Consider the following 13,642-nt stretch of genomic DNA (forward strand, 5'->3'; position numbering starts at 1 on the left):
TTCCCCTCCTTACGTGAGATACAAACAATGATTATAGTAAGTTTTTATACAAAAAGCTATTTTTTTGCTTTTCGTTTTTGTAAATATTCTTGGAAAAATCGTGCTGCTGCTAAATGATCTTCTTTTTCCATTTGCTTTAGCATGATAATATTTTCCATTTTCTTCAACTTTTGCTTCTGCCGACGCAGCGCGTCTACATTGCCATGCAGCAACTCTTCTGAGAACTCAGGATTAATCATTTCATCTGTTGAAATATTAGTCACAATATTTCTCAACTTTTCATCAGAAAGCCAACTTAGAAAGTTTGCGACTGACGGTTCATTTCCCTTTTCATAATATGCGTATAGCTCATATAAAATCCCTTTATGTTCTTCTGTATGAAAATCTTCTATATGAGGTTCGATACGAAAAGCGATATCTTCACTCTGTAACATGTGATAAATAAGCTCTCTTTCAGCTCTTTCAAAACCAGAAAATTTCGGCTTCACATGAACAATTTGAGAAGGCTGTGCAATTGGCTTTGTCTGTTTTTGCTGCACCTTTTGTTCTTTGCGATATTGGTGCAATTGCCCCAGCAGTGTTTCCATTGAGTAAGCAAATTCCTGTGACAATGCCTTCAAGTACGATTCCGCTTGCATTGCATCTTGCAATGACGCTAACTCTTTTAAAACACTTTTCACATAAGCTTCTTTTCCAGATTCATCTTGCAAATTTTTCCCTAAACGAAGATAATTTATTTTAAATCCAATAAAACTCATACTTGCTTGTACAAGTTTTTGAAACGCTGTTGTTCCATAACGCTGTACATATTCGTCAGGGTCTAATTTATCTGGCATAGAGACAACTTTCACTTCACAACCGGTTTGCAATAACAATTGTCCTGCTTTCATTGTTGCCTCTTGTCCTGCTTTATCACCATCATAGCAAAGAACAACAGTTTCAACATTACGCCGCAAAAGCTTCGCCTGCTCCTCAGTTAAAGCAGTTCCCATTGTTGCAACAGATTCTTCAATCCCACTTTTCACAGCAGCTAAAACATCCGCATATCCTTCAAAGAGAAGAACTTGTCCTCGCTTTCGAATAAATGGCCTTGCTTGATGAAAATTATATAGCAGCTTGCTTTTATGAAAAATAGGTGTCTCTGGACTATTTAAATATTTAGGAGTATCATCCCCTAATGCCCGTCCACTAAAAGCAGATACTTTTCCTTGCAGTGTATGAATTGGAAATATCACTCGTCCACGAAAACGATCATGATAACTGCCATCCTTCTCACTGCGAACAAGTAATCCGGCTTGCTCCATAACAGCTGGTGAAAAACCTCTTTTTTGTAAGATTTTCTCCGCTGCATCCCAAGCAGGAGTGGCATACCCAATTTCAAACTTTGCAATCATTTCTTTTGTAATGCCTCGATCTAATAAATACGCAAGCGGTTGTTTACCCTCTTCTGTATTTACTAAGAGATGATGATAATACTTTTTCAAAAGCTCGTGGGCTTGCAACATAATCGTGCTATCATCAGATATATTTTTTGTTTGCTCTAGCTCTGATGTAAAGTTAGCAACAGGAATACCATTTCGCTCACCTAACTTTTGCACAGCTTCCACAAATGCCAGTCCATCTATTTTCATTAAGAAAGAAAAAACATTTCCCCCTTCTCCGCATCCAAAACAATGAAAAATTTGCTTATCAGCAGAAACCGAAAACGACGGTGAGTTTTCACCATGGAAAGGACAAAGCCCAAAATAATTTCGACCTTGTTTTTTTAGCTGCACATATTCACCAATCACTTCAACAATATCCGATGATGTACGAATTTGTTCTACAACTTCCTCGGGAATTCTGTTCCCCATAACTCCATCTCCGTGTCGTATTTTGTATTCGATACAAATTAAAGGATTCCTTTATTATTCGACAAATTTTTTTCTAAACTAGATAAAAAATATTGTCGATCACGCTTAGAAAACGCTTTTTGCCCTTTTGTAAAGGTTCCTTGTCTGCGTAATTTCACAGATACGTATCGATTATATAAAATTGTATCCATATGTTCATCGGGCACAATTGTGCCGCGCGGAGATAATACATATACTCCTTTTTTAACAAGAAGACCAGCAAGTCCCATATCTTGTGTGATAATGAGATTTCCCGCTTTTGCACGTTGATAGATACAAAAATCCACCTCATCTTGTGCAGAATCTACATATATCCAATTTCCCTTCTGACTTCTTGACTGATGGGCGTAGGATGCGATAAACCAAATATCGACATGAAATTTTGCACCAACGCGCATAATTTCTTCCTTCACTGGACATGCATCTGCATCAACATAAATTCGAGTGATGTTTTGCATATTTCTCTATTCTACATCCCTTTTGTGAATCCTTCCATAATGTGCGTTTTCTTGTTCAGATTTTTGTCGATTTTACGTAAAAGCATGACATTTCCAAAACCTATCACTAGTTTATTCTGAAAAATTGAAGTCTAAACGTAAAACAAATGTTTTTATCACAATTTTTTATTATAATACATTTCTCTAAACTTAGCTACATATCCTGTTAAATTTTATAGTGGAGCGAAAAAAGCACATTCACCGTTGGTAAATGTGCTAAAACATTCTTTGGTTTTGCACTGCATTTACAATAATATTTGCTGTTTCTTCAATTGCCTTATTCGATACATCAATAACCGGGCAACCTATTTTACTTACAATCCGTTCAAAATGTTTAATCTCTTCTTTAATGCGTTCAATATTTGCATAATTTGCTCCATCACTTAATCCAAGAGATTTTAAACGTTCTTTGCGAATATTATTTAATTTATCAGGCGTTATTTTTAACCCAAAACATTTTTCTTTCGGTACATGATATAATTCCTCTGGCGGATCTACTTCTGGTACGAGAGGAACATTAGCAACCTTTAATCGCTTATTATGCGCTAAATATTGTGAAAGCGGTGTTTTCGATGTGCGAGAAACTCCAATTAATACAATATCAGCTTTTAAAAGACCGCGTGAATCTCTACCATCGTCATATTTCACAGCAAATTCAATTGCTTCGATTTTTTTGAAATACTCTTCATCCAGCTTTCGGACAACCCCTGGCTCATACCTTGGAGTTTGTTTTGTTATACCTTCAATTTGATCGATAAGAGGACCGATAATATCATACACTTCTACGCCTTCTTTTTCTGCTTCTTCCCGTAAATACTTTCGCATATCAGGCTTTACTAATGTAAAACAAATAAGAGCATTATTACTTTTAGCGATAGAAATAACTTCTTTTAACGTTCCTGTATCTTCTACATACGGCACACGTCTAAGATCCGGCGTAAATGGAAATTGTCCCATAGCTGCTCGAACAACTAAATCAGCTGTTTCTCCAACTGAATCAGACACGACATATACGATTTTACTATTCATTGCATTACCTCACTTTAAACGAATTGCCTTTACTCATGATTTACTAAATCAACAAATGCACGCGTAATATTGGTTTTTGTAATTCGACCAAGAACTTCTAATCCCTGTTTCGTCTCTTTTACAACTGGAACAGAGTCAATCTGTTTTTCTATTAAATCCATTGCAACATCATACAAGCTATCTTCCTTACGACACATCGTAACATTCGGCATTCTTGTCATAATAATATTTACCGGTAATGATGCTAAATCCTGCTTTCCTAAGCTTGCTCTTAACAAATCTTTTCGAGAAACAACACCGACTAACAATGTATTTTGATCAACGATAAATAAAGTACCGACATCTTCTAAAAACATTGTACAAATCGCATCATATACCGAAACATTTTTATCAACCACAACTGGCCTAGATTGATAATCTTGAACGGCAATCTTTTTAACCGCCTCTGATAGCAGTTGTCCACCTGTTTTTCCAGTGTAAAAATATCCGACGCGAGGACGCGCTTCTAAATAGCCAGCCATCGTTAAAATAGCCAAATCTGGTCTAAGTGTTGCTCTTGTTAAATTTAATTGTTCCGCAATTGATTCTCCAGTAATTGGACCGTTGTCTTTTACAATCTGAATGATATGTTCTTGGCGCTTATTCAGTTCTATGGTAATCACCACCTTCAGTACAAAACGAAAAATGTTATACTATCTCTTAAATATTATATACTAAATATATCATTCGAAAAAGAAAGTATGTAAAAAGGACCTGAATACGGTCCTCTATATTTGAAATTTATCAAGTTGATCTAAAAAACGTCTTGATTTCAAATATATCCCACAGTATTCATCATAATACATATTCAATACTGTGCGCATTTGTTTTTTTGTTTCTGCTTTCACAGAGACATTTCCAAGACGTGCTAAGTCGAAATGATAAAATAATCTAAGCAGCTTGTGAATAGCTTCGCTAATTGAAATACGGTACGGATCTTGCTCAGCGTGATATTTACACAGAAAGCCGCCTTCTCTAACAGAAAAGGCGACAAAGTCTGTTGACTGATGACAAATTGCACAAGTATCAAAGTGCGGGTTAAGCCCTAGAACTGGCAGCATCTTCGTTTGATAGATTAGCGCTAAAATTTCCGGGTCAACCCCTTCGGTCATATAATGCAACGTTTGATATAACATTTCGAATAAATACGGATTATGTTTTTTCTCTTCTGTCGCTTTATCAGTCAACTCAACAATAAATGACGCATAAGCAGTTAAAAATAAATCTTCGCGAATTTCTCTCATAGAAGAAATAATCTCACCTTGCTGCAATGTTCCTAAACCAGAACCCATTTGAATAAGAAAATGGCCATGAGTTAATAATTGAGAAATGGATGACAATCTGCTTTTAGGCTTTTTAGCGCCTCTCGCCATCGCACTAACTTTCCCTAATTCACGAGAAAAGATAGTTACAATTTTGTTTGTTTCTCCATAATCAATCGTTCGAATGACTATTCCCTCAATTTTTTGAAACATGTTCGTCACCATCCAAGGTTCGAACAAAATGGGTTAGGAAATTGGAGAATCCAGCTCTACTTGTATTTCTTCATGCTGTTGCATCTCATCTTCTACACCTTTTTCCATTTCTTTCAAAAGAAGATAAGTTTCAATGCTTCCTGTTTTCGAGAAAACTTTCCAGGTAAAATCTAACATAAGAATCCACCTTTCTCAGTGAGCGTTCATGTAATCCAATTTCTTTCTTTGCTATTAAAATGACCCATTTTGTTCATTTTCATGTGAGAAAAATTTTTCTAAATTATACAGCTTTTATCTTGCTATTTGCGAGCATGAAAAGCTCTATTTGTTCAACTAAGTAAACGTAAGAAAAATCGTTTCACCTTATAGATATTCATCTTCACGGAAGCCAAGATCACGTAAATGGGACATTTTATTGCGCCAATCTTTCTGCACTTTTACCCACAGTTCTAAAAATACTCTTGAACCAAGAAGCGACTCTACATCAAAGCGTGCTCTTTTTCCAATTTCTTTTAACATCTTACCTTGTTTTCCGATTACAATTCCTTTTTGCGACGGACGTTCTACAATGATTGTGGCATTCACATAAATCGCTCCGCCTTCACGCTTTTGAATTGCATCAATAACAACCGCAACTGAATGCGGCACTTCCTCACGTGTTAAATGCAATACTTTTTCACGAATAAGTTCCGCAATAATAAAGCGCTCCGGATGATCCGTTACTTGATTTTCCGGATAATATTGAGGCCCTTCTGGTAAATACTTTTTAATTGCTCCAATTAACGCATCAACATTATTTCCTTGTAATGCTGAAATTGGCACAATTTCAGCAAAATTATATAACGTACGATATCGATCAATTAGTCCGAGAAGCTCTTCTGGATGAACTTGATCAATTTTATTTATAACTAAAAATACCGGTTGTTTCGTTTCTTGTAATTTTTCGATGATAAACTCTTCACCGCGTCCAAAACCTTCTTCTGCGTTGACCATAAATAGAACAATATCTACTTCTTTTATGGTCGTTTGCGCCATTTTAACCATAAAATCGCCAAGCTTATGCTTTGGTTTATGTATACCTGGTGTATCAATAAATACGACTTGCGCATCATTTTCTGTGTACACACCTTGAATTTTATTACGTGTTGTTTGTGGTTTATCACTCATAATCGCAATTTTTTGACCGATAATGTGATTTAAAAATGTTGATTTCCCAACGTTTGGTCTCCCAATAATAGAGACAAAACCTGATTTAAAACCTTCTCTATTCATGTAAATCCTCCGCTAAAAATGCTCCTGGCAACAATTCTCCTACTGTTGTTTCTTGTATGTCACCATGTAAATTTGTCAAGTATACTTTTGTATTTGACTTACACAATTCTACCATAACTTGACGACACGCTCCACATGGAGGTACCGGACGTTTTGTATCTGCTACAACTGCAATTGCAGTAAATTCTGTGCTTCCATCAGAAATCGCTTTAAATAGCGCTGTTCTTTCCGCACAGTTACATAAACCATACGATGCATTCTCAACATTACAACCACGGTATACCTTACCATCTGTCGTTAAAAGGGCGGCACCTACTTGAAATTTAGAATACGGTACATATGCTTGTTTACGTGCTTCAATCGCTTCTTGAATTAATTCTTTGTTGTTCATCGTTTCTCTTCCTTTCCACTCACGATATGAAAAGATAAAAATCGTTGGAATGCAACTATATCATATACGGTCCAAAGATAATAGCACCAATTACAACGGCAATAATCGAGAAAAATAATACCGCACCTGCTGCTGCATCTTTTGCTATTTTAGCAAGGGGCTTCACGTCCATCGTTACTAAATCAACCGTTTTCTCCACCGCTGTATTCACAAGTTCTAGCGCAAAGACAATACCAATAGTCAAAAGCAAAATAAGCCATTCTGTTTTTGTAACATGAAAATAAAAGCCGAGAAAACTAACTATACACGCTGCTAAACAATGAATTTTTACATTTCGTTCATAACGAAGACAAAAGAAAATGCCAGCAAACGCATAGCGAAAACTATTTATAAGTTTTCCTTTTTTCATCTACCTAATCCAAATGCATCAAGAATGTCTTTTTGCTTTCCAAACATAACCTTTTCCTCTTCCTCTGTCATGTGATCGTAGCCAAGCAAATGTAAAAAGCCGTGCACCGCTAAAAAACCAAGTTCACGATCAAAAGAATGACCATATTCTTCAGCTTGCTCTTTCGTTCTCGGAATAGAAATAATAATATCACCTAACATGCGCGGCATTTCTACACCAACAATCTCCATTTCGCCTTCACCCATATCTTCCATTGCAAAAGAAATTACGTCTGTCGGCTGATCTTTATCACGGTATTCACGGTTAATTTCTTGAATACGTTCATTATTAACAAATGTAATCGAAAGCTCTGTTCCATCCTCTACAGATTCTATCTCTGCAGCTTTTTCAACTAATTGTTGAATCATTTCAACATACTCTTCTTTCACTTCTTCCGTTTCATCAATAAAGTCGATTATTAATCCCATTTATTTCACCTTTTCTTCTGTTAATTCCGGATACTTAATCCGCGAGTGGAAAATTCCATTTAATGTTTCACATAATGTTTTTCCAACAATTTGCAGTTCTTTAAATGTTAAATTACATTCACTGAATTGACCATCTTGTAAACGATCTTTAATAATGCTGCGAACAAGATTATCAATTTGCTCAGGTGTTGGCGCATTCATCGAACGAACTGCCGCTTCTACACTATCAGCAATCCCAACAATTGCTGATTCTTTAGATGTTGCTTTTGGCCCTGGATAACGAAACATTTCTTCTGTATATTTCTCTTTATCTTCTTGCATTGCATTGTAGTAAAAATATTTTAACAAAGTTGTTCCATGATGCTCGGCCGCAATATCAATAATCTCTTGTGGAATATAATGTTCTTCTAACATTTTCACTCCATTTGTAACATGAGCGATAATAATATCTCTACTTGTTTCAGGATCTAACCGATCATGGGGATTCGCTATGCCCATTTGATTTTCAATAAAGAAATGCGGCTGCACCGTTTTTCCAATATCATGATAATATGCCCCTACACGCGCTAGTACACCGTTCGCTCCCACAGCTTCACATGCTGCTTCCGATAAATTTGCAACCATAACACTATGATGATACGTTCCTGGTGCCTCTAACAGAATTTTACGAAGCAACGGATGGTTCGGGCTTGCCAATTCTATCAATTTCATGCTAGAAACAAGGCCAAGGCCACTTTCTAAATACGGCAATATTCCCATCGCTAAAATAGATGAAATAATTCCAGACGCCGCTGCCATTAATAAATGCGTTCCAATCTCAATTACCGAAAAGTTTCCATTACGTAGTAACAATAAAGCTGCTAATACAACAACATTTAAAATCGATACTAGTATCCCAACTTGCAGTAGCATTGTGCGACGATGTTTTTGCCGCAAGAAAATACTAACCGAAAGCGAGCTTAGCAATACGTAAATCCCGACTGCATAATTAAGTGTACTTGTTACACCTTCATTAAATAAAATGCTTCCGCACACCGAAAAAATCACACTTGTTATAAAAACAAATCGATCACCAATCATCAATTTTACTAATATAGTCCCCATTGCAACTGGAGCAATATAAGCAATACCGACATATTCTAACTTTTGAAACAAACTAATAATTTTCATTAAAACAACTGTAATAGCGACAATTGTTGTATACGCTAAAATATATGGCTTGTCCTCTCTTATCGGCTTTAAAAACGCTACAAATTGCTTATGCATGAAAAATAAAAGAACGCCAATAAAAATTGCTAATCCTAAATAAGGCTGAAACGAATTACTTTGATCTAATAACCCCACTAACTTTAACTGTTCATACGCTTCTCTTGTAATTGTGTCTCCTTCTTTTACAAGAATTTGACCTTGTAAAATATAAACAGGAGCTACTTGATCGATTGCCAATTGCTTTCTTTCTTTCGTTGCATTCGAATCATAAAAATAGTTAGGTACAATCGCATACTGTCCAAGCGCAGTAATTGCTTGTTTCAATTCATTGCTGACATTTACGTTTTTTAACTCGTCCGTAATGCGGTCTTTAAACTGATCTACTTCATTCATTTTAATATGGGAGCTCATTAAACTATTAACAGCTGTAACAGTTGATTCCTTCGCCATAAGAAGCTGATCTTCCGTTGCACCTAAAAATTGTAATAACACTTGATCAGACAAACTTTTCGTTAACTCCGTTGGAAGTTTCTTTTTTAACTTGTCCAATCGTTCTACCGCCGACAATTTATGTTGTCCCTCTGGCGCTGAAGCGATTGCATTTGACTCTGCATCCACCTCTTTAATTGCATCAAAGACTGAATTCACAACATCGATCCTGTTTTGCTTAAATTCATTTCGATATGTATACTGATCTTCAACCTTTTGAGCCGCTTCTCTCTTTTTCTTTTCTGTTGTTACTTTATCCTCAATTTTTATCGGAGAATGAATTGTCTTTTTGGAAATAGACAACATTTTGATATTGAGTTGTTCCGGTTTTACATTATTCATCAGTGCAAAAAATAACACTGCTCCTATTAAAACATAAGAAATCCAGCTCAGTTTTTTCGAATGCTGTAAATTACGAAACCACTTAGCAACTTCTTGAAACCTTGACATAATTACAATACCTTCTCCTCTCGAAATATTAAGTGAAACACTCTTTTCTTTATTTATGATAATAAAAAATAAAGCATTAGCCAACCTGTTTACAATATCTATATGCATGCAAGGTAAAAAACGACATAAAACCACTTTCTTTTAGAGGAGGGCGTGAGCATCCGGCCGCGCATAGAAGCGGTCAGGGCCTTTTCCTACCAACAAGTAGCAGTCAAATTGGATTCTGCACTTGCAGTGACTTGTATGTCGAAAAATTAAAATGGGTTTATCTATAAAATGTACAGTGAAACTTCCTTCTAGAGCGCTCTTCTCTAGAAGGTTAGTTGAACCAATCGGGCTCTTACAGTCGGTTTGTTCTTTCTTCCTTGCTCTGCTTCTACCGACTGTTTGGGCGGGGTACAGTGAAACTTCCTTCTAAAGCGTTCTTTTTTAGAAAGTTAGTTGAACCAATCATGATAAAAAGAAATGATCCTTACAAGCAGGATCATTCCATTTTATCATATGCTTCAATAATACGCTGTACGAGCGGATGACGAACAACATCCGACTGCTCAAGTTTAACAAACGAAAGACCAGGCACATGGTCTAAAATATTCGCTGCAATAGAAAGCCCAGATTTCACACCTTTTGGTAAATCAATTTGAGATGGGTCTCCTGTTACAACCATTTTCGAGCCAAATCCAAGACGTGTTAAAAACATTTTAATTTGTGCACCCGTTGTATTTTGCGCCTCATCTAAAATTACAAATGCGTCATCGAGTGTACGTCCTCTCATGTACGCTAGCGGAGCAACTTCAATGATGCCGCGTTCCATCATTCTTTGCGTATGTTCTTGCCCAAGTACATCATGAAGAGCATCATAAAGTGGTCGTAAATACGGGTCCACTTTTTCTTTCAAATCCCCAGGTAAAAATCCGAGACTTTCGCCAGCTTCCACAGCAGGTCTTGTTAAAATAATTTTTTTTACATAGCCATTTTTTAATGCTCGAACAGCCATTACTACAGCTAAATATGTTTTACCAGTACCAGCCGGTCCCATTCCAAACACCATGTCATTTTTCTTAATGGCATAAATATATTGCCTTTGTCCCATCGTTTTCACACGAATGGACTTACCTTTTGCTGTTTTAAAGATCTCCTCTTCGTATAACTTTTCAAAATGAGCCAGATTCCCTTGACGCCCAAGTTGAATCGCATAGACTACATCACGCTCAGAAATCGATATACCCTTGCGAATAACAACTAGAAGTTGTTGTAATATCCCTTCAACAAGAGCTACTGCTTCATTCGTCCCGGAAACACGAACAGATTCACCTCTCGTAACAATCGATACCTCAAGTTCATTCTCAATTATTTTTAAATGCGCATCATTTACTCCAAACAAAGCAATTGCTTCATTATGGTTTTCCAATTGTTGATTCATCTCTACTAATTGTTCAGCCATTAATTACTCAATCTCCTTGAATATCGGATTCTGATATCGGTTGAGCCTCTGCAATATTCTCAATCACAGTATAATGCAGCAATAATTTCAAATTCCCATTCTCAACCTGTTTATGCAAAACTTTCTTCCCTATAATCATAGCACGTTCATCCAATTTTTTCTTTAATTCTTTTTGACCCATCTCCTCCGCAACTACCATTGCTTGCTTTTCTGTATATTCACGATTTGCCTCTTCCTCTTCACGTACAATCGCTTTTTCGTAAGCAATCGGCAGTGTAAAACCAAGCAATTTCACATCATGCCTTACTGTCTCAGTTTTAGACTGCTTATACTTATCATGCTGAAATCCCCATATTTTTATTTTCATATTTCCAAAAGTAAGATAATGTTCATTATATGATTTTCCTGTATAAACTTGAAATTTCGTTTTTAGAGGTACCTCCACTTCAGACTTGTACCAAGTTTCACCAAATACAACACCTTTAGCCGAAACAATCGTAGGACTCTCTTCTTTCCCATACATTCCTGACACAAGAAGTTGTCCTTTTTGCACATAATCGTTTTTCATAACAATTGGTTTTCCAATCTCAACAAACATTTTTGTAACAATCGCTTCTTTTTTGGCGACTAAATGTTGCGGCACCTGTTCTTCTTCTTTCTTCGGCTCATTTTTTTCAACTATTTTAAAATGATATGTCGTGCCTTTTACGTCCAAACCAACCCATGTTATAGCGTTAATATTATCAGTCAAATAACGCTGTATATTTTCTACACTCGGCATTTGAAATTGAAGCTTCCCTTTTTTAATACCCATTTTGTCTAATTCTTTCATCATTATATATTCCGTCTCTGGCTTCGCCCCTGTTACCTCTATTTTCCATACCATATTTGACATAACAATGACACTTAAAAAAAATAAGAGAAAACCAACAAGAAAACCACTATTCCGAAGTAAACGCTTATTCCAAAACGGAACTCCGTAGCGTCCAATAAAATATAGATTACACTCATTTTTACGGTAAATCGGGCGTAATCGCTTCACATCTCGAAGCAACATACAAAAGACAAGTGTATCATCTGCAACTTTCTTGACATCCCAAACTAAAATGTCTCTTCGTACACATTCGTTAATAAATCGTTCTGCTCCCCTTCCTTGAATTCGCACTTTTACATACCCAATCCATTTTGTAAACCACTGATTTTTCATAGCTCGCCTCCATCAGCTTTCTAAAAAAGGCGCAGCCCTTTAAGAGACCTGCACCAACTGTATAACTTTACTCCGCTCATACAGTCCAGTCAGTAGGAGGAGGACTAAGAAGTATATACTACCTGACCACTTACCTTTGATCCGTTCAATAAAACATCTCATGAATAACAGCTTCATTTTATTTTCCCTTTTTTTCATCTTCTAAAAATAGGACTTGTTCAATGGTCCCTTCAAGCAAAAGCTCTTCTGGAAGAATTGTCTTAATTACAAAAGAATCTCCTTTTATTAATAATTGTCCTTGTTTTAATAAAAGTCGTACCTCTTTATCACTAAATACCAATAATCCACGATGATTTTCTATATAAATATGTACCTGCCCAACAAGTGTAATTCTCGGCAGATCCATGAATACATCTGCAGGTAGGTCTATCTGCTTCGTAATCCAATTTTTCATTTGCTGCAACTTTCTCATCGAAGACCCCCCTCTCATCCCATATGTATGAAAAAAAGGCTTGTAATATCACGTCCAAATTGAAAAAAAACATAAAAAAGCGTCTCATTATAAATGAGACGCTTTTTTATGCTAATAGTTGTGAAACAAGCCTATTCACTTGTGAGCCATCTGCTTTACCTTTTACTTTCGGTAAAACATTACTCATCACTTTGCCCATATCAGCTTTAGAAGCTGCACCAACTTCAGAGATAGCTTGCTGAATAACAGCAAGCAATTCTTCTTCTGTCAATTGCTCTGGCAAATATGTTTCTAAAATCTGAATTTCGCTTTTTAGTTTATCGACAAGGTCTTCACGACCCGCTTTTTCAAACTCAAGGAGGGAGTCTTTATACTGTTTTACTTCACGAGCTAAAACTGTTAGTTCCTCTTCTTCTGTAAGAGGGTTCTGCAGTTTAATTTCTTCATTTTGTAAAGCAGCCTTAACCATACGAATAACGGTTAATTTATTTTTTTCTTTATTCTTCATCGCTTGTTTCATATCATCGTTTAAACGACCGAGAAGACTCATAAATTACACCCTCTCTTAGAATTTACGCTTTCTTGCCGCTTCAGATTTCTTCTTACGTTTTACACTTGGCTTTTCATAGAACTCGCGTTTTCTTGCTTCAGCAAGCGTACCAGCTTTAGAAGTTGATCTTTTAAAACGGCGAAGTGCATCCTCCAAAGACTCGTTTTTACGAACGACTGTTTTTGACATTCTCTTTCCCTCCCTCCGAAACATCCACTTACATCCTAATTTCAGCATGCAAAAAGTAAACACTTTCTCAGCATGTCTTTTACGATTATAATACATTTTATACTTTTAGGTCAACTATCTGAAAAAAGAAAAGCAGAGTACTTGCTCTTCTTTTTTCACAA

At 36.3% G+C, this 13,642-nt stretch carries 16 protein-coding genes; all 16 read right to left on the reverse strand.

Annotation, left to right across the window (positions count from 1 at the left end):
- Positions 1–56 precede the first annotated feature (56 nt).
- The 16 genes from dnaG to rpsU all read right to left on the reverse strand — a co-directional run bounded on the left by dnaG (position 57) and on the right by rpsU (position 13,481).
- A complete protein-coding gene (dnaG, locus tag BM211_RS07960; protein ID WP_035429773.1) occupies positions 57–1,853 on the reverse strand; it encodes a DNA primase in 1,797 nt (598 codons plus the stop codon).
- Positions 1,854–1,891: 38 nt separating this feature from the next.
- Positions 1,892–2,350 (reverse strand): YaiI/YqxD family protein, encoded by a 459-nt coding sequence (locus tag BM211_RS07965; protein ID WP_035429775.1) that lies wholly within the window; start codon positions 2,348–2,350, stop codon positions 1,892–1,894.
- Between the two features lie 255 nt (positions 2,351–2,605).
- Positions 2,606–3,418, reverse strand: coding sequence for a pyruvate, water dikinase regulatory protein (locus BM211_RS07970; RefSeq protein WP_035429776.1), 813 nt, complete (start codon positions 3,416–3,418; stop codon positions 2,606–2,608).
- 29 nt (positions 3,419–3,447) lie between these two features.
- Positions 3,448–4,080 (reverse strand): transcriptional regulator CcpN, encoded by a 633-nt coding sequence (locus BM211_RS07975; protein ID WP_090996208.1) that lies wholly within the window; start codon positions 4,078–4,080, stop codon positions 3,448–3,450.
- A gap of 105 nt (positions 4,081–4,185) precedes the next feature.
- Positions 4,186–4,932 carry a DNA repair protein RecO gene (recO, locus tag BM211_RS07980; protein WP_035429782.1) on the reverse strand — a complete coding sequence of 249 codons (747 nt, stop codon included), beginning with the start codon at positions 4,930–4,932 and terminating at the stop codon, positions 4,186–4,188.
- A gap of 33 nt (positions 4,933–4,965) precedes the next feature.
- On the reverse strand, positions 4,966–5,109 hold the full coding sequence (locus tag BM211_RS07985; protein ID WP_081904761.1) for a YqzL family protein: 144 nt from the start codon (positions 5,107–5,109) through the stop codon (positions 4,966–4,968).
- Between the two features lie 186 nt (positions 5,110–5,295).
- Positions 5,296–6,204, reverse strand: coding sequence for a GTPase Era (era, locus tag BM211_RS07990; protein ID WP_035429785.1), 909 nt, complete (start codon positions 6,202–6,204; stop codon positions 5,296–5,298).
- A complete protein-coding gene (locus tag BM211_RS07995; RefSeq protein WP_035429788.1) occupies positions 6,197–6,595 on the reverse strand; it encodes a cytidine deaminase in 399 nt (132 codons plus the stop codon). The genes era and BM211_RS07995 overlap by 8 nt, the downstream gene beginning before the upstream one ends.
- 55 nt (positions 6,596–6,650) lie before the next feature.
- Positions 6,651–7,004 (reverse strand): diacylglycerol kinase family protein, encoded by a 354-nt coding sequence (locus tag BM211_RS08000; RefSeq protein WP_035429791.1) that lies wholly within the window; start codon positions 7,002–7,004, stop codon positions 6,651–6,653.
- Positions 7,001–7,471, reverse strand: a complete 471-nt coding sequence (ybeY, locus tag BM211_RS08005; protein WP_035429795.1) for an rRNA maturation RNase YbeY — start codon at positions 7,469–7,471, stop codon at positions 7,001–7,003. The genes BM211_RS08000 and ybeY overlap by 4 nt, the downstream gene beginning before the upstream one ends.
- A complete protein-coding gene (locus BM211_RS08010) occupies positions 7,472–9,619 on the reverse strand; it encodes an HD family phosphohydrolase (RefSeq protein ID WP_035429967.1) in 2,148 nt (715 codons plus the stop codon).
- 484 nt (positions 9,620–10,103) lie between these two features.
- Positions 10,104–11,063 (reverse strand): PhoH family protein, encoded by a 960-nt coding sequence (locus tag BM211_RS08015; protein ID WP_035429798.1) that lies wholly within the window; start codon positions 11,061–11,063, stop codon positions 10,104–10,106.
- A 7-nt stretch (positions 11,064–11,070) separates the two neighbouring features.
- Entirely contained in the window at positions 11,071–12,270 is a 1,200-nt protein-coding gene (gene yqfD / locus BM211_RS08020; RefSeq protein ID WP_035429801.1) for a sporulation protein YqfD, read from the reverse strand.
- A 178-nt stretch (positions 12,271–12,448) separates the two neighbouring features.
- The gene (gene yqfC / locus BM211_RS08025; RefSeq protein WP_035429805.1) at positions 12,449–12,742 is read right to left on the reverse strand and encodes a sporulation protein YqfC; all 294 of its coding nucleotides are present in this window, start codon (positions 12,740–12,742) and stop codon (positions 12,449–12,451) included.
- A 106-nt stretch (positions 12,743–12,848) separates the two neighbouring features.
- A complete protein-coding gene (locus tag BM211_RS08030) occupies positions 12,849–13,292 on the reverse strand; it encodes a GatB/YqeY domain-containing protein (protein ID WP_035429808.1) in 444 nt (147 codons plus the stop codon).
- 15 nt (positions 13,293–13,307) lie between these two features.
- On the reverse strand, positions 13,308–13,481 hold the full coding sequence (gene rpsU, locus BM211_RS08035) for a 30S ribosomal protein S21 (protein WP_020062243.1): 174 nt from the start codon (positions 13,479–13,481) through the stop codon (positions 13,308–13,310).
- Between the last annotated feature and the right edge of the window lie 161 nt (positions 13,482–13,642).

Origin of the sequence: Bacillus sp. 491mf, from assembly GCF_900112415.1 — a bacterium.
In the GTDB taxonomy this organism is placed as follows: domain Bacteria; phylum Bacillota; class Bacilli; order Bacillales; family Bacillaceae_G; genus Bacillus_A.